The sequence below is a fragment of the Pelotomaculum propionicicum genome, assembly GCF_048984525.1.
Taxonomy (GTDB): Bacteria; Bacillota; Desulfotomaculia; order Desulfotomaculales; family Pelotomaculaceae; genus Syntrophopropionicum; species Syntrophopropionicum propionicicum_A.
Window position 1 is genome coordinate 21,058 of sequence record NZ_JBMGJC010000013.1, and the last position, 24,449, is coordinate 45,506.

Consider the following 24,449-nt stretch of genomic DNA (forward strand, 5'->3'; position numbering starts at 1 on the left):
CGGTGATGAAGGAAAAAACGGAACAACGGATCAAGGTCCCCACCGTACTGCAGATGGAGGCGGTGGAGTGCGGCGCTGCTTCCCTGGCCATGATCCTGGCATACTGGGGGAGATATGTGCCTCTGGAAGAGCTTCGCCTGGCCTGCGGGGTTTCCCGTGATGGCAGCAAGGCCAGCAATGTGATGAAGGCGGCCAGAAAATACGGGCTGGAAGCAAAGGGTTACCGGAAAGAGCCAGACTCAGTAAAAGAAATGCAGTTTCCCATGATCATTCACTGGAATTTTAATCACTTCGTGGTGCTGGAGGGGTTTCAAAACGGGAAAATATTTATTAACGATCCCGGTATGGGGCCAAGAACAGTATCCGAAGAGGAATTCGACCAGTCCTTTACCGGAGTGGCCATGGCCTTCAAGCCCGGCCCGGATTTCCTAGAAGGCGGAGAAAAGCCCAGTATAGTATCCTCCTTAAAAAGAAGGCTGAAGGGATCGGAAACCGCCTTAACTTACGTTATCCTGGTGGGATTGGCCCTGGTTTTCCCAGGCTTGCTTATTCCCGTGTTTTCAAAAATATTCGTTGATGACATACTGTTGGCCAATCGCCAAAACTGGCTTGTCCCCCTCCTTTTGGGCATGGGACTGACAGGCTTTCTGCGGGGGGTCCTGACCTGGATCCAGAAATATTACCTTTTAAGGCTTCAGACTAAAATTGCCCTGACTACCTCAGGACAGTTCATGTGGCATGTGCTCCGCCTGCCGGTTGAGTTTTTTAACCAGCGTTTTGCAGGTGACATCAGCTCCCGCATGCAGAGCAACGATAAGGTAGCCATGCTGCTGTCCGGCCAATTGGCCGCCAATGCCCTTAACCTGGTTATGATTGTGTTTTACTTCATCCTCATGGTCCAGTACAGCCTGTCGCTGTCACTGGTGGGAGCGGTTGTGGCAGCCGTAAACATGTTCTATCTGAAATATGTTTCTGAAAAGAGGATCGACCTGAACCGGATCCTCCAGCAAGACCGCGGAAAAATTATTGGTACAGCCATGTCCGGGCTGCAGGTTATTGAAACCCTGAAGGCAACCGGGTCGGAATCAGATTTTTTTGCTAAATGGTCGGGCTACCAGGCCAAGGCGTTAAACGCGGAACAGCAGATAGGCGTCACCAACCAGTACCTTTCAGCCATTCCTGTCTTCCTGTCCACCATGACCAACGCGGTGGTACTGGTCATGGGCGGCTTTATAATTCTAAACGGAGGCATGACCATAGGCGGACTGGTAGCCTTCCAGAGCCTGATGACCAGCTTTATGGCGCCTGTTACCGGACTGGTGGGTCTGGGAGGGCAGCTGCAGGAGATAGAGGCTGATATGAACCGCCTGGATGATGTGCTAAAATACCCCGTTGATGAACAGTCCCAATTAGATCAGGATGAAGACTGCGAGGCGGCAGCGCACAAGAAACTAGCCGGGTATGTTGATCTGCGCAATGTAAGCTTTGGCTACAGCCCTCTGGACCCGCCCCTTTTAGAGGGTTTTAATCTGACTTTGAAGCCCGGGCAAAGGGTGGCTTTGGTGGGAGGTTCGGGAAGCGGCAAGTCCACCGTGGCCAAAATAATGACAGGCCTGTATAAACCGTGGACCGGGGAGATATTATTCGACGGCCGGCCCAGGGAAAACATTTCCCGCCTGGTCATTAACAGCTCATTGGCCATGGTGGACCAGGACATTTCCATGTTTGGAGGAACCATCAGGGACAATATTACACTTTGGGATGAAACCTGCTCTGAGACTGACATTATCCGGGCCGCAAAGGACGCCTGCATTCACGACGACATTACTACCAGGCCAGGCGGCTATGACAGTATACTGGAAGAAGGCGGGAGAAACTATAGCGGCGGTCAGAGACAGAGGCTGGAAATCGCCCGTGCCCTGGCCGCCAACCCTTCCATAATAGTAATGGATGAGGCTACCAGCGCTCTTGACCCCCTGACAGAGAAACTGGTGGATGAGAGCATCAGGCGCAGGGGCTGCACCTGCGTAATTGTAGCCCACCGCTTGAGCACCATCCGGGATTGTGACGAAATTATCGTCCTGGACAGAGGTAAAATTGTGCAGCGCGGCAGTCACGAAGAGCTGATGAAAACGGGCGGCTATTACGCCGAACTGATAAGTACAGCCTGAGAAGGCCGGTGAGAAGACGCAGGCTTTGCCGGTTAGTGACGACCTGCGCCGGCGCAGTAGGCTGCGCTGTCGACAGCCTGCCAGATGTTCAATTTAACTGGGAAGTGATAATGTGACAGTTCCTGAATGGTTTCAAAAAGAAGGAAAGATAATCGCAGCCGGGGGAAACAAGCCCCTTCTATTGACTGACCCAGGGCAGGTGTGGCTGGTAAACCGGGGCAAGGTAACAGTTTTTAGCGTCTTTATCTCTGATGGTGAAGTAGTTGGCCCGAGAGAATTTCTTTTTGAAGCGGGACCGGGAGACATCCTTTTGGGCATCAAGCCTGAAGGAGACGACCAGGAATTAGGCCTTATGGCGACAGGCCTTGCAGGCGCCAGCCTGCTGCAGCTAAGCTGGCCTGAATTTTTAGAGACGGCTGCTGTTCCAGACCAGAGAGATGTTTTTATAAATGCCGTCAGCCATTGGGCCGAAGCCCTTGCAAAAAGCGCCTCATTAGAGCCGCCTCACATTGTTGTGTCCGGCGGAACGTTTTGGACCCGGCAGGACGATGCGGCAAGCCCTCTGCAGGACCTGGCCGAGTTTCACAGCCGAGCGGTCAAAGCGGCCCTGAACCTCCGCCTGGAAAAAGAAGAAGCGGATAACCGGCGCTTTCAGGAGAAATCAAAAAATAACCGGCGTTTGATGGAAAATGCCCTGGGCCGGCTGCTGACCGCGTTACAACCTGAGATAACGGATTCAGACGAAGATGATTCTTTAGACGATCCCCTGCTTAACGCCTGCCGTCTGGTAGGCCGCTCTATGAAAGTAAAGATTGTTCCACCTTCGAAAGAGAGAAAGGCTTCTGCCAAGGACCCGCTGGGGGATATAGCCGAGGCGTCCCGCATACGGGTGCGCAAGGTGCTTTTGAAAGAGGAGTGGTGGAAGCAGGACAATGGCCCCATGCTGGCCTACACGGAGGACGACAGCCGGCCGGTGGCGTTGCTTCCCTTTTCCCCCGGGCAGTACGAAATCCATGATCCGGCCCGTCAAACAAAGGCCCCGGTCAATTTTGAAACAGCCCGGCAGGTCAAGCCCTTTGCCTTCACCTTCTATCGCCCTTTCCCGTATAAAGCCATGAGCCTGGCCGACATTCTGGTTTTTGGACGTGAAAACTGCTGGCGGCAGGACTTTGTGATGGTGTCTTTAATGGGGATTTTGGGCGGTCTGCTGGGTTTGGTAGTGCCTGTTGCCACGGGTATAGTCTTTGACACCGTTATCCCCGGGGGAGAAAAGATCCAGCTGGCGCATGTAGCCTTTTTCCTCGTAGCCAGTGCCGTCGCATCAATGATTTTTCAGCTGACCAGGTCCTTTGCCATGCAGCGCATATTGGGTAAAATGGACGGCTCAATTCAGGCCGCGGTATGGGACCGGCTTCTGAGCCTGCCGGTACCATTTTTCAAAGATTACACCGCCGGGGAGCTGGCCATGCGGGCCATGGCCATCGCCCAGGTGCGGGTGCTGGTGTCGGAAACGATTGTAACAACCATACTCACCAGCATATTTTCCAGCTTCAACTTATTGCTTCTTTTTTACTATGACGTAAAGCTGGCCGCGACAGCCACCGCTTTACTGGCCATAGCCGCTGCTGCCGCGTACTTCTTAGGGCGCCTGATCACCAGGTATGAGCGGCAGGTGGTTGATATTTCCAATAAAATCTCCGGCATAGTCCTGCAGTTTTTTGGAGGAGTGGCAAAATTTCGAGTAGCCGGCGCCGAAAGCAGGGCTTTTTACCAATGGTCCAGGGAATTCAGCCTCCAGAAAAAAATCACCTTTAATAAACAGATCCTGGCTGGCTGGCTGGAAACATTCAACTCAGTATTTCCGGTCGCCGCTTCCATGGTAATTTTCTATGCCGTGGCCTCTTCCAAAGGCGAAACTCTGGCGCCGGGCCAGTTCATCGCTTTTTATACGGCCTTTACCAGCTTTGCCATGGCCATGATTATACTATCACAGACACTGATTGGAATAAACACGGTGGTCCCCCTTTTAGAGCGCGCCAGGCCTATATTGGAGACCCTGCCGGAGTACGACGATGCCAAGATAGATCCGGGAGATTTATCCGGTTCCATTGAGGTCAGCCACCTTAATTTCCGCTACAAAGAAGACGGACCGCTGATCCTCAACAACGTGTCCCTGCAAATAAAAGAGGGCGAGTACATCGGCCTGGTTGGTCCTTCAGGCAGCGGCAAGTCCACCCTTTTCAGGGTTATGCTGGGTTTTGAAAAACCTGAAGCAGGCCGGATTTACTACAGCGGCCATGACATTGAAAAAGTGGATATCCGCGCGCTGCGCCGGCAGCTGGGTGTTGTCCTGCAAAACGGAAAGCTCTTGGCCGGGGATATATTTACCAATATCGTAGGGTCCAATCCAAACCTGACCATTGCTGACGCCTGGGAAGCGGCTAAAATGGCCGGGCTTGATAAGGAAATAAAAGAAATGCCCATGGGCATGCACACTGTAGTGAGCGAAGGGGCCGCAACCCTGTCCGGCGGCCAGAGGCAGCGGCTGCTGATAGCCAGGGCCATTGTCAATAGGCCTAAAATAATATACTTTGATGAGGCCACCAGCGCCCTGGACAACCGGACCCAGGCCGTGGTCAGCCAGAGCCTGGACGGGCTGAAGGCCACTCGTGTGGTCATAGCCCACCGTCTTAGCACAGTCATCAATTGCGACCGGATTATCGTTATGGAAAAGGGTAGAATCATCGAGGAAGGAACTTATGAGGAACTGATGAAAATCAACGGTGTGTTCTCCGAGCTGGCCAAAAGACAGTTGGCCTGAAAAGAGTCTCTAAGCATTATCCCCTGTAAAGTTATGCAAAAGATTAGCCGATAACAAAGTATAAGCATATTTCATATAAGGAGGCAATATTTTTGAAAAGGCAGGAGCTTGAACAAAAATTAATTAAGAAGGCATGGGAAGACGGCGAGTTCAAAAAGCAGCTTCTCAGCGACCCTAAAGCTGTAATCGAGAAGGAAACTGGTAAGTCTTTGCCGGAAAACATTGAGATCAAGGCTGTCGAAGAGACATCGAAAACGGTTTATATAAGGATTCCCAAGAATCCTGAAGAGCTTTCGGATGACGAACTGGATAATGTGGCCGGAGGATTCTGGGTGTGCGGCAGCTTTAGCCTCTTTTAAGATTGGTAAAAATCAGTCTTTAATGCCAGTAACAGATGCCAGATATTTTGTTACTGGCATTTTTTTAAGGAGATGGCAGCTATACAGGATCTTGGAGAGGTCATCAGGGAGATTATAAAAATATCAGGATCAACCAGCCCCTGCCAGGATTGTTCAGCCGGCAGCCACGGGTGGGAAGGCATATTAAAATCTTTTAGTAAAAACATTGCCAAAACCGGCGCCGGCGGCAGCGAAATCCGGACCGGGTCCTATGCCGCTGAAAAGCCTGTCCTGTTTGCCAAATTGCTCTATCCTTTTGTCAGTGCGGGTGAAGAAGCCCTCACTAAAAAAATGAAATCCTGCCGCTTGTGCGGCACGGCTCTTGAAGGAGCTAAAAAGCTTCTCCTGGAAACGCTTTCTATGATCTCCCAGAATGTATTCTTTCACGAATTCTCGGGAATAGACCCGTTATATAAATACAAAAGCACCTTTGATCTGTTAATTGAGGACAATTTAAAAGAGAAAAACACTAACATTTCCAGGGACAAGTATAATAGTTACATTCAAAGCATGTTGAGCGGCGGTTATATTGATTTTTTTGTCAAATACCCGGTTCTGGCCAGATTTATGGCCACCGCAACCTTACAGTGGGTGGATTTTGTCAGCGAATTCTTTGCCGCATTGGAAAGGGACAGGCATGAGATAGCCATGTATTTTTTTAATAATGAAGAGATAAGCGCCTCTTCTATTACGGTTTCCTTCGATGGAGCAAACATCTTCCAGTGTTTTAACGCGGTAATTGAATTTGAAAACAATAAAGTGATATATAAGCCAAGAAACATGCATATAGATGAGTCCTTCTACCAGCTAATCCAATGGTTGAACAGAAGGACCGGCGGCGCCCGGCTAAAGGCGGTGAAAGTTTTTAGCCGTGATAACTATGGATGGGCTGAGTATGCTGGCTATTTTCAGTGTGAAACTGAAGAGCAAGTGCGCAACTTTTATAAAAGAAGCGGCATGCTGCTGGGTATTCTCTACGTTTTCGGAAGTATTGACATGCATTACCGGAACCTCATCACCAGCGGTGAATACCCGGTTCTAATCGACCTGGAAGGGTTGGCGGGGACAAAAGACGACTGGGATGTGCCGGATAATTTTTTCCTGCCCGCCTCCTTCATTAACAGGAACGGCCTGCAGGTCTCCTATAATGCCCTGGCGGCGGAAACGGTTACCGAAACATATGAAAAAAATAAAATCTGGTCGAATATCAATACAGACTCCATGCGCCTGGAGTACGGGCACCTCCCGGAAAGCCCCAAAAGCCTGGTAAAACTAAATGGGAAGAAAGTGTTTTCATACAATTACAGCGATCAGGTATTGGATGGTTTTTCCACTATCTATTCTTTCATAATGAACAATGGCAGCGAATTTCTGGCTAAAGTCCGGCAATTATTCCAAAAGGACAAGGTGCGGTTTTTCTTTAGAAATCATTACCCCATAAATAATTTTTTACAGCCCGGTTATTTAAAATCCGCAAACGGGAAAAACCCTCTTATAGAAAAACTGGCCGGAAGCCTGGCCGCGAAATTCGAACAATCGGTTCCCCGGCGTGTAACAGAATACGAATATGAATCTTTATGCTGGCTCACCATCCCGAGGTTTTACATAAGCATGGCTGACGGCCGTTTTGAAAGTATTGAAGACTTATCGGTCGCCGACCTTGCCAGATGTATACCCTTTGCAAGCATAGAGAAAAAAGTAAAAAGCCTGGGCCGGCAAGATTATCAAAAACAGTGCCGGATTATAGAGAACGTTTTTACCGCCTACAGGAATTATTATGAATAATAAAGGATGGGTAGAATTGTATAAGCCTTCAAATTATAATTTTATCTGGCCACTGGAAGAAAGCAAAAATGTGCTTGTCTTCAACAGCCTGACGACCAGGCTTGCGGAAATACAGGGCGGTTTTATGCACCTGCTAAGCTCGCAACAGGTTGACCTGGGCGGGCTGAGCGCCGCAGAAAAAAGTCTGGCCGGGGAATTCATTAAGGACGGCTTTCTAATAGATGAATCAACAGACGAGTTGAAAGTCATAAAGTATACCAGCGCCAGCCAAAAATACAACAAGGACGTTTTATCGCTAACCATCGCTCCCACGCTCGGCTGCAATCTTCAATGCCCTTACTGTTACCAGGGCCGCAAGCAGGCCGGCTTCATGCCGGAGGAAGTCCAGGAGGCCATCCTGGCATATGTCGCCCAATCCGTGAGAAGGGTCGACAGGCTGCTGATAACCTGGTTTGGCGGAGAGCCGCTGCTGGCAAAAGATATCATTTACCGGTTATCCGGAGCGATAAACGATCTGGCGGGCAAGTCCGGTTGCTCCCATAAAGCTTTTATGGTAACCAACGGCACTCTTTTCGATAAGAATTCAATCCTGCGGCTGAAGGATTTTGGTATCCGTAATTTTCAGATTACCCTGGACGGCCCCCCGGGTATACATAACAATAGGAGGGTTATGGGGCAAAATGGCGACGGGCAGGACTGCTTCGAAATAATTTTGTCCAACATCAAAGATCTGATTAGAAACGAAATGAATGTTCATATCAGGGTGAATATAGACGATGAAAACATCGGAAGTATTGAAGATCTATTGGATATCCTGGAGAGTAAAGGGCTGAAAAATGTAAATATATATCCCGCCCGGGTTATGCCGTATACGGATGCCTGCAAATCTATCGAGAACTCTTGTCTTAACCAAAAGGAATTCGCGAGGACAGGCGCCAAATTTTATGAAATGCTGCTAAGAAAGGGCTTTAAAACCGATTACAGCAGCATTTATCCCAAACGTAGGTCAAATTACTGCTGCGCCGATCAGATCAATTCTTTTTCCATCGACCCGGACGGATTTATCTACAAATGCTGGAGTGATTACGGTATCAAGGAAAATAATGTGGGAAACATCATAGATCTGAGCCTGGGCAAAAAACTAAAAACTGGCCATATCGCGTGGCTTACCTGGGACCCTTTTGATTTTAACCAGTGCAGGAAATGCAAAGTTCTGCCCCTGTGCATGGGAGGCTGCCCCAACGCAGGCATGAAAGTGAACGGCGGCAGGCCGGAATGCTCGGAAATCAGGTTTAACCTTGAAACTATTGTCAAAAACCATTACAGGTGTATAAAAATCAAAGAATACTGCAAAATGGCAGCGGGCACCTAGTTATAAGTTACCCGGTTATAATTGCAGCAAAAAATGAGAAATTGGCAGTCCAAGACGAAGGAGCTGCGGCCATTGTATTACCAGGAGTTTCTTGCCTCGCTGGGAGCTTCCGAACAGGAAATATCTGAGCTAACCAATTACAATAAAAGTGTTTTTCACCCTGTGGATGACATCCGTGATCTATCATTACCTCTGCCCGACGAACCCTTTGTTGCCGCCTGGGAGGGCTATGCCCTGGAGGCCCGGCTAAAAGGGGCTTACAACACCTTGCGGGAAAAGCTTGTACAGTTCTCTTTTCCGGTACGGGAAGGCATGAGCCAGAATGCCAACTACCGTGCGGCTACGCTGAGAGGGCTTCCGGCGGCAGGTATGCCCGAGGCCGGCGGACTTGAGCTCGAGCGCCCCGATGAACTGGATCTGTACCTCTACCCTACCCCGGCCGGCAGGATCCCGGTGCTGGTTGCCGGGCACAGGCCAGACTTCGTTTCCCTGGTCCAGGCCCTTTCACGGCGCAATGAGCCGGAAAGAATACCCCACTCCATGGGGGCCTGCCTGATCAGGGGTTTCAACAACTGGGACAGGATCAGGTCCTACCGCAGAAAGTGGGAAAAAGCCAATTCCGGCAGGTGTTCCGGGGACGACTGGCGGGACGAGTTTAATAATATTATCCCGCGCAGGGAGTTGTACCAGGATACCTTTATCATACTGGGCAAGGAAATGTACAGCGGGATCCCTGCAAACGAAATGGCGCTTTCCCCGGAGGAGTGGCGGAACCTGTCCCTTATAATCCGCCGCGATCACGAGGCGGCCCACTATTTTACCATGAGGGTGTTCGGGTCCGCCCGGAACCACGCCTATGACGAGCTTATGGCCGACTGCGCGGGGATAGTGGCAGCAGCCGGGACTTACCGCCCGGACTGGTTTCTCCGGTTCATGGGGTTGGAAAACTATCCCTTCTACCGCAAGGGCGGCAGGCTGGAAAATTACCCCGGCAGCCCTCCCCTCTCGGAGGGAGCTTTTAAAATACTCCAGACCCTGGTATGGAAAGCGTCTAAAAATTTGGCGAATATCTGTCTTGAAGCAAAAAAGCCGCTGAGCACGCCTGAAGGAAAGTCTAAACTGCTGCTGACCCTGGCCGGCCTGAGTCTTATCGAGCTTGCCTGTCTCCCATCAAGTGAGACAAGAGAACCGTGATATTATTTATATTTGCTGGACCGGCCTTACGCGGCACCGGTCCGGCCTTTGGCCCTGCCCAGGAAAAACATGCCGAGGACCATGCAGACGGTATGGAAAGCAATGCCTCCCCAAAGTTCATTTACAGATGTATAGGTATGGGAGAAGACCCCTCCCACAATGGAGATAATTCATACAAGGCCTAAAATTATAAAAACATAACCTGCTATTTTCAACAGACTAACCACCTTTCATATAAGGGTATGCTCTTTTAATTTAGGAATTAACGGCTTTAAGCACCAGATAAATTGCCAAAATAGCTGTAACACCGTGAAACGCATAGCCCGGGACCGCGTTTTTACTTAATGCCGGGTACTTGCCGCGGAACACGTCCGCCATAACAAACAGAATTCAGGCAGCGGACATCAGCCAAACAACAACTGCGGCTATCCACCATAACATAATTTAAACACCACCTTTATTTAGTAATAACAGGTTCGCCTTTAATTAAGAAAGCCTTGATTCAACAAGTTTCATTTTGTCTCTCATTGCTTGTTTCAGAGCCTGTCTTTCCACCCACCTCCCGGCCAGTTTTTTGTGCCAGCCAAGCCTGGTTTCATAATAATAATCAGAATCAAGCCAGCCTTGTTCCCTGTAATACTGGTGATCCCTCGGGAACCCCGCGGCTATCGAGTGAAATGCCCTCACAGAACGAAACATGATAACTTCTTTCAGGCTTGGGACCGGGTCAGAATTCCTGGTCAGAGAATCATAAAACCTCTTTGCCGCTTTTTCCGCCTCATCATCGATTTTCTTCAGGTCTGCCGCCGACGGTTTTTCCCAAAACACTGTCAGGCCGAGCCCGGGGCAAACTTTGAAACCCCAGAAATGTGCCACCTCATCCAAATACTTTAAGACACCTTCTACACCGTATATACCCTGAGTTACAACCGCCATAAAGGATTTATGAAAAAAACAGGGACGGTGAAAGACATAGGCCAAACGGTCCAGCAAGTTCTTTAACAGGGCGGTTACTTGCAGAGAATATACCGGCGTGGCGAAGATAACCCCGTCAGCTTTCATCATCCTGGCGAAAATATCCGCTCGATTATCTTCTAATGGACAAAATTCTTCGCCTTTTTCCAAACACAACCCGCAGCCCCTGCATTCCTTTAAACTAACGTCTTTCAAAAAAACATACTCAAAATCAATATTGCCAAGTTCTTTAAGCCGCTTCTCAAACATGCCTACCGCTTCAAAAGTCCGTCCCTTGCGGGGACTGCCGATGATGGCTATTACCTTCCTGGACATTTATATTCCCTCCGTAAAAAGATTTTCGTACCGGAGCCGCTTACATCTATTTTTTGCCGGTTTTGGTTTTTCGAATTTTTCATCACCTTAATTTTATTACACCGGTTTTATATTAAGTAGTGCAATAGGTCATGTTTCGGGTCATGTTTATGGCAGCCACGAGTCATATGGACACGGAGCCGGCGTCTATGCTAAAAGGCTCCGCGCACATGGGAATATACTCTTTTCACGGGTCATATGACAGTTCACAAGCTAAAATATGACTTATTACACTACATGAGAGATAAACAGCGCAATAGAATAAATCTGTACACCCACTCCTTCAGGCCAGGGCAGTTAATTGCCATCGGCGAGGAATTGTTAACAGGCAGAGGCGTGTATAAACCAGAAAAACTTATAGAAAGGCACAGCCGAAATATAACATGAAAAACAATACTTTCCTGCAGGAGGTCATCAGGAATGTTATAATTACTAAGATAAGACTTCAGGAAAGCGCGGGAAACTTCATGAGCGGAGAACCCAGGACCTGGCAGTGGCTGGATTTCCTGCTCACCATGGTACGGGCAGGATGGTTTTTCATACTGGTAATCCTTTTTATTACAGATCCTTACAACACCGGCATGTCCTATTATGTCCTGCTGATCTGGCTGCTGGTGGCCTTTATCGTACCGCAGTTGTTCTGGCAGCCGGGAAACATTCAAACTTTGCTTTACCCGCTGGCAGAGCTGGCTTGCACCGGCGGCCTGCAGGTTTATATCACCATTGTCCAGCACCGGAGCCTGTCAGTCCTGGCAGTGCCGTTGATAACCGCGGGGTATTTCATTAACAAAAAGAACAGATGGTGGATTTTATCCAGTTTTGTCCTGCTGGTCCCCCTGACCGGCCTGGTTGTTCCCGGCGGATCAAAGGCAGGCATCCTGCTCGCGGCAATGCAAAACCTGCTGATGCTGGCCCTGGGCTACATATTCAGGCGCATGATGGACGCTCACAATAAAATGACACAGCTGCTGAGAGAAAACAAACGCCAGTATCAACTGATACAGGAACAGAACCAGATGCTGGTTGATTACGCCAACCAGGTGGAACAGATTACGCTGCTGGAGGAGAGGAACCGCATGGCCAGGGAACTGCACGATACCGTTGGCCATACCTACACCTCGATCATCATGGGCATGGACGCGGTGAACTACCTAATTGAACCAGCCCCGGAAAAGGCCAAGGATAAACTTGAAGTGCTCCTCAATGTGGCCAGGAATGGACTGGCCGAGGTCCGGCGGAACATCCACGAGATCGCTCCCGAAGGTCAGGAACTCCCTCTCTCCCAGCATATAGCCAGGATTACCAATGAGTTTTCAATACATACGGGAACAAACGTAAGCATCTTTACCGAAGGGGAAGTCCATGATACAGTCCTTACGGTAAAAATGGCCATTGTCCGCTGCATCCAGGAATCGCTGACCAATGCCCTGCGGCACGGCCAGGCAAAGAGGATCACCATAAGGCTGTGCTATAACCCGGAAGATATAATTTTATCAATAGAAGACGACGGCCTGGGGACCGACCAACTGACGCCGGGCTTTGGCCTCAATTCCATGCGGGAGCGCCTGGAAGCCCTGCATGGCGCCCTGGAGATCTGGTCGGAGAAAGGAAAGGGCGCCAGGATCACCTGTGTAATACCTGTTAGGAGGTAAGCCGTGAACAGGATATTGATTGTAGATGACCAGGAACTGATTAGAGAGAGCCTGTCCATTGTATTAGGTATGGAAGAAGACATCGAAGTGGCCGGCATGGCTCCGAACGGGCAAATCGCGGTAGAGCTGTGCGAGAAGCTGCAGCCTGATGTGGTTTTAATGGATATCCACATGCCGGTAATGGACGGGATCCTTGCCACGCGAAAGATTAAAAACAGCTGGCCGCAGGTGCGCGTGATAATTCTGACCACCTTCCAGGAGCTGGACTATGTAGTGGAAGCGCTGGATATCGGGGCTGAAGGATACCTGCTGAAAGCCATTCACCCCAAAGACCTGGCCGCGGGCATCCGGCTGGTCAACCGGGGAGGCACCCTGATTTCCCAGGAGATGGCCAGGATGCTGGCCAGTCAGTTAAAACAAACCGAGCCAAAAATTTTGAAGCACGGGTTAAGTGAGCGTGAACAGCAGGTACTGGAGTGCCTTTCGCAGGGATTGAGCAACCGGGAAACCGCGGAGAAGCTGTTTTTATCCGAGGGGACTGTAAAAAACTACATCTCCAGTATTTACAGCAAGCTGGAAGTCCGGGACCGCCTGCAGGCAGTTAAAAAAGCCAGGGACGAAGGTATTGTATAAGCAGGCTGACAGGAAGACGCAAAAAAGGAGTGACATTAATTGAGCCCTTCAGCCAGGAAAGCAATAGCGACTGTAATTCTGGCAGCTATCTCTATATTTTTGGGAATAACCAGGCTGGGTTTTATTCCGGTTCCCAATGTTGCCGGAGACGCGACTATAATGCACGTGCCGGCAATCCTCGGAGGTGTTTTGCAAGGCCCGGTGGTGGGTATCCTGGTTGGCGCGTTTTTCGGTTTATTTAGTCTCCTGAATGCCGGCAACCCTATATTTGCAGATCCGCTTGTATCAATTGTCCCCAGGCTGTTCATCGGCCTGGCGGCCTACCTCGCTTTTGCCTGCTTTAAACGGGTCAGCCTGTACCTGGCCTGGATCGCCGCGGGCCTTTTCGGCACCCTGACCAACACCATACTTGTTTTGTCTCTGGCCATCTTCAGGGGATATATTACACCGGACGTTGTAGTCACCATCATTCCCCAGGCCATCGCGGAGATGGTTATCGCCATTGTGTTGACCATCGCCATTGCCCGGGGGATCGAGCTTTACCAAAGCGGAAAAGACTCCTGGTACGCCGGCAGGGATGATGGTGATATATTGGATCGTGAATACGATAATAAAATGCAATAAAATTTACACCAGTGCGACAGTGAAGAACCGTCCCCGTGACACGGTCTACAATGCGACAGCAAGAACCGTCCCCCCCTGTCGCTGTCCCGAAAGTCAGAAGCCCCGCGCTTTATCGCGCGGGGCTTCCTCAACTTCTTCAATATACTTTTTTACAGCTTGTTTCCGGTCAGGACCGTGCCGGTGCCGGCATTCCTGATGCCGCCTGACACACCCGCGCCGACAAGGTCGTTATAGAGTATCTGGTTGTTGTCATCGGTGCTGACGGCAATATTCACGCCGTAGCGGGACTTATTGGCCAGAGTGCCCATCCGGCAGACGTTTTCCTGCACTATGTTGCTGTCGGAGTTGTACTCCAGGCAGATGTTGTCGTAAGCGTTGTTACCGGCCTGGCCGTTGGCGGTCAGGGTATTTTTAGAGATGGTGCAGTTGCGGGACTGCAGCACCCTGATCCCGTGCCACTTGTTCTCAACTATCTGGTTTCCTCTCACGGTAACGTTATTCGTGTTGTTGACCCAGAGACCATAAGTCCCGTTCCCCTTCAGCGTATTTCCTTCCACCAGAGTATAAGGGGATACGTCAACCTTGATGCCTGTCCTGCCGTTGTTGTAGGAGGTGCAGTTGGTGATGGTAATGTTGTTTTGCGTGGCAAAACCGCCGTAAGCCAGGATACCGTCTCCGGCGTTATTGTAAGCGGTACAGTTGTCCACTTTAATGTCGCTGACGGTTTCACCCGTATTAACCTCTATGTCTATACCCGACTGGGGCTCGGTTCCTTTGGTGTTGCGCAGGGTGCAGCCCTGCACCAGGGCTCCCTTGCAGGAGACTATGGAAATGCCCTGCCTGCGGTTGCCGTCGCAGATGCTGTTCAGGATCTGGATGTTTTCACTGGTATAGCTGCCTTTCCCTACATAAATGCCGTCTCCCCAGCAGTCCTTGACAGTGACGTTCTTAACAACGATGTTCTTTCCGCCTCTAATGCCAATGCCGTTGCCCCACTCGCCCGAGGTGCCGCTGTGGCTGTAGCGCTCTCCCAGGATAGTGCCGCCTTCAACGGTGACATTTGATTTGTCGTAAATATTGAACACGTTGTAGGAACCTGCGCTGTTGGGCTTGGCCTTGAGCACGGCGTTAGCCGAAAGGGTAATTTTCTGGTTATTAACCGGCTTCAACCCCACTACCGCGTCCACCAGGTAGGTGCCGTCCGGTATATAGACGTTGCTGCCGGAGCTCAGCGCTTTTTGAATGGCCGCGGTATCGTCCGCTGTGCCGTTGCCCTGGGCGTAATAAGGAGCGGACTTGACAGATACAGATCCATCAGTTGGCGTAGTGCCGGGCTCTGTACCCGGGTCAGTACCGGGGTCTGTTCCTGGATCGGTGCCCGGATCTGTGCCGGGGTCAGTACCAGGATCGGTTCCTGGATCGGTACCGGGGTCTGTTCCAGGATCAGTACCAGGATCGGTTCCTGGATCTGTTCCAGGATCAGTGCCTGGATCTGTTCCAGGATCTGTTCCAGGATCTGTTCCAGGATCAGTGCCTGGATCTGTTCCAGGATCAGTGCCTGGATCTGTTCCAGGATCTGTTCCAGGATCAGTGCCTGGATCGGTGCCCGGATCTGTGCCGGGGTCAGGAACAGCAGTGAGCTTGTTTCCTGTCAGTACCGTACCGGTGCCTGCATTCCTCAGGTCGCCTGACACACCTGAGCCTACCAGGTCGTTGTATTTTAACTGGTTATTATCATTGGTGTTTACAGCAATATTCACGCCGTAGCGGGACTTATTTGCCAGCGTCCCCATCCGGCAGGTGTTTTCCTGTACTATGTTGCTGTCGGAGTTGTATTCCAGGCTGATGTTGTCGTAAGCATTATTCCGGGCCTGGCCGTTTGCGGTCAGGGTGTTTTTAGCTATGGTGCAGTTGCGGGACTGCAGCACTCTAATCCCGTGCCACTTGTTTTCAATTATCTGGTTTCCCCTCACGGTAACATTATCCGTGTTGTTGACCCAGACTCCGTAAGTCCCATTCGCCTTAAGCGTATTTCCTTCCACCAGAGTATAAGGGGACATGTCCACTTTAATTCCGTTGCTGCGGTTGCCGTTGGAGACGGAGTTCAGGACCTGAACATTCTGGCTGCTTTTGCTGCTCTTACCCACGTAAATGCCGTCTCCCCAGCAGTCCTTGACAGTTACGTACTTAATAACGATGTTGCTGCCGCCTCTAATCCCTATCCCATAGCCCCATTCGCCCGAGGTGCCGGTGTGGCTGTAGCGCTCTCCCTGGATGGTGCCGCCTTCAATCCTGACATTCTCCCTGTCATAAATGTTAAAGATGCTGTAGTTGCTGGAACTGTTGGGCTTGGCCTTGATCACGGCTTTAGAAGAAAGATAAATCTTCTGGTTGCTGACCGGCTTCAACCCCTTTACCGCGTCCACCAGGTAGGTGCCGTCCGGAAAATAAATGTTTTTGCCGGAGCTCAGCGCTTTTTGAATAGCCGCGGTATCATCTGTTCTACCGTTGCCCGTAGCTTTATAAGGCGTTGATGTGACGGAAACATATTGATCTGCCGCGTAAATGTCTGCGGCATCAACCAGGGTCAGGCCGGTCAGCATCGCTGCCACCATGGCCACCAAAAGGATCATACTGGTAATCCGCTTATACATCCGGTAATCATCCTCCTTGTTGAGTGCTTTTTCTGTCACGGGGAACCTGGTAACCGGAACCAATACGAATCTGTAACATGTCTTACCGATTTCGACTCATTTCGACAATTTAGGTATTGTCTCCTGTAGTTAATATCTGACAGTAACATCCTGATTTGGAATGAGTCGCAGCTTACAACCGGATAAAAAAAGCCCGGCGCTTTACAGCGCGGGGCGGATACCGCAATAAATCTTTGCAACAGTATTCGGGTAAAAAGCAATATTTGTCATAAATTTCAATTCTTTTTGGGTTTAATCTTTAATAAATTACCAAAAATTATCATATTATTGATATGGATCTTAAAATAATTACCTTTCGCTAAAAGGGGAGAGTAATATGAAACTGCTAAAGACATGGCAGTCGGCAAAAATGGCTGTTTTCAGCGTTGTGCTGATCCCTGCCTTATTTGTAGGCATTGCCGCCTGCGGTACAGTCCACAGGCCCGGGCTGTTGAGCTGGGCTGTAACACCAGACCAAAAAATTAGTTCTCCCGTTAATCCGGCCCCAAATGGCGAGATCCTGAAATCCCTGGAGGTCAGTGTCATGGAATTCGGCGTGAAAGGAGACGGGATTACCGACAATGCAAAAGCCATCATGGCCGCCATAGATTATGTCAACAGCAGGGGCGGCGGGGTTGTCCGATTCCCCGCCGCCAAATACATGAGCAGAAGATTTGGTCTTTTTAACTGTCACAACGTAACGCTGCTGCTCGAGCCGGGCGCCGTCCTTCAGATGATCGACAGCCAGCCGGAGGAACTCTACCAGCCCTTTATCCGCATTACGGACGGTTCAACAAACTGCCATATCATCGCCTACAACGCGGAAATACGCCGCAATAAGGAACTGTACACCAGCGGCGAGCACAGGCATGTCCTGAGCTTAAACCGCTGCGAAGGGTGCAGCGTCAAAGGCGGGAAAATATACGGTTCCGGCGGGGACGGCATCTACCTTGCCTATCCGGGAGCAGAGGGATACCCGCGCAGTATCCTGATCAAAGAGGTGTGGCTGGAAAACAACAGGCGCCAGGGCATCTCGGTAATATCCGGTACAGACATAAAAATTTACAATGTCAGGGTCAGCAATACCAGCGGTACAAAACCGGGAGCCGCCATCGACATAGAACCAAATGAAGGCCACTATATCTACTCGGTGGATATCCTGAACCTGGAAAGTATAGATAACCAGGGCGCGGCGCTTCAGATTTATCCCCGCTTCGGGGCTGTTGATATTGAAAGCCGGATCAGTGTATCGGGAATAAAAAGCGACGGCGACCAGCATGTGCTGTTCATCGGCGGTTGCAGGGACAGGACCAAACCGATGAAAATTGATATCCGTGGCCTTGAGGGCAGCGGGCACCGTTCTTCCGGGATAATTTTGAGGGAGATCGGGGGCGGTACATCATTTAACATCAGCGGCAGGATCAGGTCTGACAACAAACCGGCAATTGCCGTTGGGCACGACACAACCGACGAACAGCTGATCAAGGGCAGCCCCGAGGCATATGTAGACCTGACAGTAGAAGGCAGCGGTTATACCATCTACAGTTATACATCATCTAAACACCTTTACAACATGAGCAAGAACATGTTTTTTAAAATTCGCAACAACGGTACGGGCCGGATTGCCAATTTCGGCAATTTCTTTGCAAAGGTGGATACAGACGTGGTTTCATACAATGATAAAAAACGGGACAGCATACTCGGACCGTGGGATACCATGCAGGGGACCAGGATTGTACGCAGTATTGGCGAGGTGCTCCTGACCCTGGACGATTCCAAGTACAGGCCCGGTTCAATTGTCAAAGCAGCCGTGGAGAGCGACCAGACCCTGATTATCAAGGCATCCGGCAGTGGAAAATTCCTTCCCTTCGATTCCGATACGGTTCAGTCCAGCTGGAGGGGTTCACTTATAACTTTACAGAAGCTGGAGTCCAATGACTGGAGTGTCGTTGAATACAGCGGTCTCTGGGACAGAGGGTGAGCCAACCGGACCTGTTAAGCACATTATAAAAAGTATTACAAAATATGAAGCGCCCCCTGAAGCAGACTGGCTGCATAGGGGGCGTTGTTTTGTTACTCAACAGGATATTACATGACTTTTCTTTTTATAAGCTCATAATACAATTCTTCCCACCTGTCCGTCATCCGGTCCAGGCTGTAATGTTCCTCCACATATTCCCTCCCGGCCAGCCCCATCTCCTGACGGCCCTCATCTGTAAGCTCCATTAGCCTGATCATGGCCGCCGCCAATTTTTCAGGGTCTTTTGGCGGGGCCAGGATCCCTGTCGTACCATCAACGACTACCTCGGAATTCCCGCCCACATCGGTCGCTACAACCGGCAGGCGGCAGGAGGCGGCCTCCAGCAGGACCAGCGGCATGCCTTCCCATGAGGACGACATCAGGTAAGCGTCCGCCGCGCTCATCAAGGCCGGGATATCGCTCCGCACGCCCAGAAACCGCACCTGGCCTGATAACCCAAGTTCCTCAGCCAGATCTTCCGCCTGCCTCCTCAAGCCGCCCTCTCCAACCAGCAGCAGGAGCGTGTCGCCACGGGCCTGCCTGGTCCGCTGGTACGCTCTGATCATATTGGCATGGTCCTTGGCCTCAGCGAACCGGCCCACTGCCAGCCAGATAAAAGAGTCCCCCGCGTTTAACTGATCGCGAAGTTCCATCCTGGCCGTCTCGCTGCAGGAATAACGCACTGTATCGACACCGTTTGGTATGACCTTGAGCCTGTCCCTGGAAATGGCTCCCACCCGGACCATGCGCTCCCCTGATTTCCGGCTGATGATGGTGGTAACATCAGACAGGGTGGCTGTGTACCGGTTGGCCAACTCCCGCCAGCGTGCTCCCTCATACATATTATGAATCGTTGAAATAAGTACAGCAATGCCTGCCGGCTTACGCGAGATCCTGCCCAGCAGGTTGGCGTGAAACATGTGGCAGTGCACCACGTCGGGGCGCCTGGAGCGCAGCAGGCGGAGCAATTTGAACAGTGCTGCCGGATTAGGGATACCCCTTTTCATATCCAGGGACTCAACCATAATGCCCTCGCTCCGCAGCTCTTCTTCAAATGCCTGGGGCGGCATCATGGAAATTACCCTCACCTGCCAACCACGGGCCTGCAGACCGGAAGCCAGCCGCACCACCAGCAGTTCAGCTCCTCCAAATGCTAAATCGGTAATAAGAAAGTCAATTTTTTTACCAGCCATTATATTAAGAAACTCCTCCTTCAAGCATGTGCTGTTCCATCCCGCTCTCCTCCCTGTTTTCAGAGAGTAGTATGCTGGAACTTGCCACTACAAGGGTCATAAAAAGCCACAACGGTTTGCGGTATTCCCAGGTCAGCGCGGAAGCGCCCAGTACTATGACCGCTATTACAGCCAGCCACATGGCCCGCTGCATAAGGTCGTGCCGGTTGGCGGACCGCAGGGCGGACAAAAGTACCCCCAGGAAAAGGCACAGTCCGATTATCCCGCACTCTACAAGCACAGACAGGAAGGAGTTGTGCGCCACCACTTCCCTGCCCAGCACAGGCTGTACCACGTAGGGATAAGCGCCTCCCCCGGCGCCCCACAGGGGTGAGTCATGGTAAACCCGCAGCCCCGCCTCCCAGATCAGTGTCCTTGAATTAAGGTTTCCCTGCGTTACCTCATTAGTTGTCGACGCCAGCCGCTCCAAAGAATAAGCCGGTACAATCGAATATATAAGCCAGGCTGAGCACAGCAGCGCGGTGATTACCGCCACCCGCCGGGAGAGGTCCAGTTTCCTCAATGACCATAGCATGAAAAAAATACTCGGGATCAGGGCCAGGGAAGCGTCCCTTGAAGCAGTAAGCAGGACTCCAAAAACAGCCAGAGGTATGTAGGCATAATTCAGCCAGGCAAGAGCCCTGTGCCGGCCTGGCTGAACGAAAGCCAGGTACCACGCCAGGGGGATGCCGATAGCGATAATGACACCGATATCGTTCGGATCAAATCCGGCGGCCGCAAACCGGCCGAACCCGACTTCCTGATTAAGCAAAAAGTTATAGATAATGCTGCCCACCGATACGCAGGCGCCAAAGATGTAAGCCTGGAGGACTGAGCGAATGGCCGGCGCGGTCCTGTTGAGGTCCCAGATGATAAAAGTGAGCATTCCCAGCTGAATAAATGTCATCGCCCTTTTTATGGTGGCGTCGGGGTCAACGCTCCAGAAAAGCCCCGCCGCGTTCCAAAGGACAAAGGCTCCGACAAACACGTGAAATAAATGAGGCCGCCGCACCCTGCACGAAAATAATGTACATGTAAACCAGGCAACAAATAAAAACAGTCCGAGGAAACGGCTGATTGTTCCCAGGCCTTCAAAAGTCACAGCGTTTTCCCATGGAATAACAAAAACGAGTATAAGCAGCAGCCAGAATGACAGATTTCGCATCTCTTACCCCCCTGTTACCAGTTTTTCATAAGACTGTGCCGCATTATCTATATCAAAGCGCTTCCAATCCTGGCCGGAAAACGCCCGCCCGCCTGAGGCAAGTGTTTCCCGGATCGCCCCGGCCAGTTCCGGCACGTCACCCACCGGCACAAGCTTCCCGCTGCCGCCGTCCCGGAGGATTTCCCGGGGGCCGCTGGGACAGTCCGTGGATACCAACGGGGTCCCGCAGGCCATCGCTTCAATTAAGACCGTGGGCAGTCCTTCCCACCTGGACGACAGGACATAGACAGCGGCACGCTTCATGAACCGGTACGGGTTTTCCACAAAGCCGGGCAGCCATACGTCCGCGGCTATCCCGAGTTCCTCAGCCAGGCCCTCCAGCATCCCCCTTTCCTCCCCTTCCCCCAGGATAACCAGGCGGCAGTCTGTAACGCTGCGGACCAGCGCGAAGGCCCGGAGCAGGGTGGGGTAATCTTTTTGTTCCGTCAGCCGTCCTACGGAAAGGATTACCGGGGGGGAACCTTCGGCGAACCAGCTGTGTTCAACCGGGGCTTCTGCCAGCTCAAACAGCTCAGGTCCTATAACTGGATTGTAAATCACTTTTACTTTGTCTTTCACCGAGGGAAAAACACTGACCAGGTCGTCGGCCACACCCCGGGAGACAGCGACTATAGAGTCGGCCTTGGGGTATAGCAGCCGCATTAACAGCGGCAGCAGCCTGGCCCTGCAATAGCGGGGGTTAGCCATATCAACGCTGAAGGTATTATGCTCGACCGCGATCACCCTGACCGGTACCATGGCCAGAATAGAAGAAGCTAAAGCGATTACGTTAGTATGGTTAAGGCCCGATACCAGCGCCTGCGGGCGTTCGCGCCGCAGGTAGCGCACCAGGCAGGGCAGGGATTTTATCACTCTGGAGGCCTTCAGGTCAATGATGCGGCAGTCTTCCGGCACATCACCCAGGTAAGGGCCTTGTGCGCTGGCAAGGACCAGGTCAACCGGATATCCCCTGCTCAGAAAGCTTTTTACCAGCTTGACCGTAATTCGTTCCGCGCCGCCGCCACGCAGGGACGGCAAATAAAATGAAATGCGAGGCTTATTTTGCAACACCGGGATGTCCCCTTTCCTTTTTTAAACCGTGCTAATCTTCTTTTGTCCCATTAATCAGGCTGGCTCAAGGCGCCCGCCTGCCGGCTGCCTCTCTGCTTAACCAGGACATAGAGCAGCAGCTCTCCCGCTACCAGGACGGAGGCATAGGCGAAAGCAGCGCTTATAGCCGTGGAGGGCAGCATCCAGCTTAAAACTACCAGGGTCCCCACCCTGGCGATGTTGACCCCCGCTTCCAGGGAGGGTATGCCGTATGAGTGCACCAGGAGGTTATAAAAACCGGTGTACATTGTTACCATGGTGGCGGCGCCAAGGACGATGAAGACGTAGACGCTGGCGCTGTAGGCCTCACCCAGCGCGTACAGCTGCAGCAGCGACATCGCGGCCAGCGCGATTAAGCCACCCATAAAAAACAGCGGCGTTCCCGCGGCCAGTTTCTTTCTGAAGGCCTGCCTCCCCTCCTCCTTGTTGAGGGTAGCCACGTCCGGCAGCAGTACTGTCCGGACTGCTTCGTTCAAAAGGGAAAATACAGCGATAAAGGTAAGGCCGGCGCTGTACAGGCCAACCTGTTCGAGGTATCCGCTTCTTCCCAAAGTGAATTGGGGCACCCTGGCCAGCAATGTAAAGTTGATACCCGAGATCGCCACCCAGAAGCTGTATGAAAAAGCCCTTTTCAAAATAAACAGCTTAATTCCCGGAGGCGTTTTGATTATTGACGGCCACAACGTTTTACAGCGTGAATGCCAGCCGTAAAACATTAAAGCCGTCAGGGGGGCGGCATAAAGTGCAAACAGCACGCCTAAAGCTGAAAATTTCCCGGTCGCCATTAAAAACCCGGCGGACATAATCCTTAATAAACCGTAAGCTAACGTGTAGCGTGTAAAAACAGTGAACTCCCGCCGCGCCTGCTCCACGGCGCGGATAGTGCTCCAGAGGCTGAGCAGGGCGCCTGAAACAAAGGAAAAGTACAGCAGGTTACCGTACCCCGCAAAATTGGGGAAGAAGAACACAGCGGCATGCTTCAGCATAAAAGCCGCGGGAATAACAACAATGACAAGAAGCAGCTTCCACCCGACAATAGTGGGCAGCAGCTCGCATTCTTCTGATTCGGCCTTTGCATTATACAGCCTTACCAGCGCCGTATTAAGGCCAAAATCAGTAAACAGGGAAAAGAGCAGGGTTATCGTGATGGCGACTGCCAGGATGCCAAATTCCTGCGGGCCGAGCACCCGGGCCGCAAAGACAGTGATTAAAAAAGACGTCAGGTTGTTAAAAACGTTTGCCGCCAGAACGCTCCCGATATTTCGAAGCTGGCTGAACTTCAGCGGTATTTTTGCCAACATTTTTTGCCCACCTGGTCCTTCTTTTGTTTTCAGGAAAAAGTAATATTTCGTTTCCAGATATTCCTATATTATATTAAGCGTAATGTTCAGCAGTTCTCCTGGCGGGAATATTTACAGCCAGTATTATTGACACAAACAGTCCCAGGACCAGGGCTACCGCCATGTTCATCTCCCTGCGCGGCCTAACCGGGACTTCCGGTATACTGGCCGCGGATATTACCACCAGGTTGGTGCTGCCCAGGTCGATGGACCTGGCAACCTGGGTTTTGGCAATTCTGCTGTCCAGGTAGACCAGGGTATCATTAAGCCTGACTTTTTCGGATTCCATCGAGGCCCCGGCCAGGTCCTTTGCGACATACGCCCTCTGGTTCCGCAGGTATGCGATGGACTGGTCCATCAACTCCCGGTTCTTTTCATTCATATAAAGGACAAACTCCAGGCATAAGGTATTGGCGATTTCCGCCGCCCGGACCGGGTCCCTGCTACTGACGGTGATTTCAATCAAGTTGGCGCCCTCATCTGCCCGGGCCCTTACCTGCCCGGCCAGCCCGCGGGGGGTGTAGCCCTCTTCCTCCAGGTTAAGCTTTGCTATAACCCGGCTCATCAGGGCATCGCTTTTTATCTGCAATAAATAAGAGCTCATGGTCAGGACGGGTATGCGCGGTATGGTGTTGGTGATGGTATTAAGGTCATCTTTCTGGGTGACTACCGGTGTTTTATCGGTTACCTGGGTTAGCAGCACGACCGTCCCGGCCTCGTAAACAGGCGGCAAAAGTATATAGCTGACAACACCGGCAGCCCCCACACAAAGCAGCGTCACCAGGACAATCAGCCACAGCCGTTTTTTTAATAACTTCCCAAACACTTTCAGGTCAGCCTCTTCATAATCCCTCTGCACTTATCGATCGCC

Annotated in this window: 17 protein-coding genes; 10 read left to right on the forward strand and 7 right to left on the reverse strand. The window is 51.3% G+C overall.

Going from position 1 to position 24,449, the window contains the following annotated elements; genetic code table 11:
- Window positions 1–5 precede the first annotated feature (5 nt).
- The 6 genes from ACOBQJ_RS13990 to ACOBQJ_RS14015 all read left to right on the forward strand — a co-directional run bounded on the left by ACOBQJ_RS13990 (window position 6) and on the right by ACOBQJ_RS14015 (window position 9,741).
- Window positions 6–2,171, forward strand: a complete 2,166-nt coding sequence (locus ACOBQJ_RS13990) for an NHLP family bacteriocin export ABC transporter peptidase/permease/ATPase subunit (protein ID WP_421072387.1) — start codon at window positions 6–8, stop codon at window positions 2,169–2,171.
- Window positions 2,172–2,283: 112 nt separating this feature from the next.
- A complete protein-coding gene (locus ACOBQJ_RS13995) occupies window positions 2,284–4,992 on the forward strand; it encodes an NHLP bacteriocin export ABC transporter permease/ATPase subunit (protein ID WP_421072388.1) in 2,709 nt (902 codons plus the stop codon).
- Window positions 4,993–5,084: 92 nt separating this feature from the next.
- On the forward strand, window positions 5,085–5,351 hold the full coding sequence (locus ACOBQJ_RS14000) for an NHLP leader peptide family RiPP precursor (protein WP_421072389.1): 267 nt from the start codon (window positions 5,085–5,087) through the stop codon (window positions 5,349–5,351).
- Between the two features lie 72 nt (window positions 5,352–5,423).
- Window positions 5,424–7,175, forward strand: coding sequence for a type 2 lanthipeptide synthetase LanM (gene lanM, locus ACOBQJ_RS14005; RefSeq protein ID WP_421072390.1), 1,752 nt, complete (start codon window positions 5,424–5,426; stop codon window positions 7,173–7,175).
- Between the two features lie 16 nt (window positions 7,176–7,191).
- Window positions 7,192–8,547, forward strand: coding sequence for a radical SAM protein (locus tag ACOBQJ_RS14010; protein WP_421072391.1), 1,356 nt, complete (start codon window positions 7,192–7,194; stop codon window positions 8,545–8,547).
- A gap of 33 nt (window positions 8,548–8,580) precedes the next feature.
- Complete coding sequence (locus ACOBQJ_RS14015; protein ID WP_421072392.1) at window positions 8,581–9,741, forward strand: DUF7005 family protein; 1,161 nt, start codon at window positions 8,581–8,583, stop codon at window positions 9,739–9,741.
- Between the two features lie 486 nt (window positions 9,742–10,227).
- Here ACOBQJ_RS14015 and ACOBQJ_RS14020 read toward each other — a convergent pair whose 3' ends face one another.
- Entirely contained in the window at window positions 10,228–11,031 is an 804-nt protein-coding gene (locus ACOBQJ_RS14020) for a flavodoxin family protein (RefSeq protein ID WP_421072393.1), read from the reverse strand.
- A 422-nt stretch (window positions 11,032–11,453) separates the two neighbouring features.
- Here ACOBQJ_RS14020 and ACOBQJ_RS14025 point away from each other — a divergent pair, with 422 nt between their 5' ends.
- The 3 genes from ACOBQJ_RS14025 to ACOBQJ_RS14035 are packed head-to-tail and all read left to right on the forward strand — an operon-like array spanning window position 11,454 to window position 13,979.
- Window positions 11,454–12,722, forward strand: coding sequence for a sensor histidine kinase (locus ACOBQJ_RS14025; protein WP_421072394.1), 1,269 nt, complete (start codon window positions 11,454–11,456; stop codon window positions 12,720–12,722).
- A 3-nt stretch (window positions 12,723–12,725) separates the two neighbouring features.
- Window positions 12,726–13,355, forward strand: coding sequence for a response regulator (locus ACOBQJ_RS14030; RefSeq protein ID WP_421072395.1), 630 nt, complete (start codon window positions 12,726–12,728; stop codon window positions 13,353–13,355).
- A gap of 39 nt (window positions 13,356–13,394) precedes the next feature.
- On the forward strand, window positions 13,395–13,979 hold the full coding sequence (locus ACOBQJ_RS14035) for an ECF transporter S component (RefSeq protein WP_421072396.1): 585 nt from the start codon (window positions 13,395–13,397) through the stop codon (window positions 13,977–13,979).
- A gap of 149 nt (window positions 13,980–14,128) precedes the next feature.
- On the opposite strand, the gene ACOBQJ_RS14040 is transcribed toward ACOBQJ_RS14035, so the two are convergent.
- Window positions 14,129–16,633: a right-handed parallel beta-helix repeat-containing protein gene (locus ACOBQJ_RS14040; protein WP_421072397.1), complete on the reverse strand. Its 2,505-nt coding sequence runs from the start codon at window positions 16,631–16,633 to the stop codon at window positions 14,129–14,131.
- Window positions 16,634–17,009: 376 nt separating this feature from the next.
- On the opposite strand from ACOBQJ_RS14040, the gene ACOBQJ_RS14045 reads away from it, so the two are divergent.
- On the forward strand, window positions 17,010–18,653 hold the full coding sequence (locus ACOBQJ_RS14045; protein ID WP_421072398.1) for a hypothetical protein: 1,644 nt from the start codon (window positions 17,010–17,012) through the stop codon (window positions 18,651–18,653).
- 107 nt (window positions 18,654–18,760) lie between these two features.
- Here the strand turns inward: ACOBQJ_RS14045 and ACOBQJ_RS14050 are convergent, their stop codons facing one another.
- From ACOBQJ_RS14050 to ACOBQJ_RS14070, 5 genes are all read right to left on the reverse strand, one after another.
- The gene (locus tag ACOBQJ_RS14050; RefSeq protein WP_421072399.1) at window positions 18,761–19,885 is read right to left on the reverse strand and encodes a glycosyltransferase; all 1,125 of its coding nucleotides are present in this window, start codon (window positions 19,883–19,885) and stop codon (window positions 18,761–18,763) included.
- Between the two features lie 4 nt (window positions 19,886–19,889).
- Window positions 19,890–21,089, reverse strand: coding sequence for an O-antigen ligase family protein (locus ACOBQJ_RS14055; RefSeq protein WP_421072400.1), 1,200 nt, complete (start codon window positions 21,087–21,089; stop codon window positions 19,890–19,892).
- 3 nt (window positions 21,090–21,092) lie between these two features.
- Window positions 21,093–22,199, reverse strand: coding sequence for a glycosyltransferase (locus ACOBQJ_RS14060; protein ID WP_421072401.1), 1,107 nt, complete (start codon window positions 22,197–22,199; stop codon window positions 21,093–21,095).
- Window positions 22,200–22,249: 50 nt separating this feature from the next.
- Window positions 22,250–23,539 (reverse strand): oligosaccharide flippase family protein, encoded by a 1,290-nt coding sequence (locus tag ACOBQJ_RS14065; RefSeq protein ID WP_421072402.1) that lies wholly within the window; start codon window positions 23,537–23,539, stop codon window positions 22,250–22,252.
- Window positions 23,540–23,612: 73 nt separating this feature from the next.
- Window positions 23,613–24,437 carry a YveK family protein gene (locus ACOBQJ_RS14070; RefSeq protein WP_421072403.1) on the reverse strand — a complete coding sequence of 275 codons (825 nt, stop codon included), beginning with the start codon at window positions 24,435–24,437 and terminating at the stop codon, window positions 23,613–23,615.
- Window positions 24,438–24,449 lie beyond the last annotated feature (12 nt).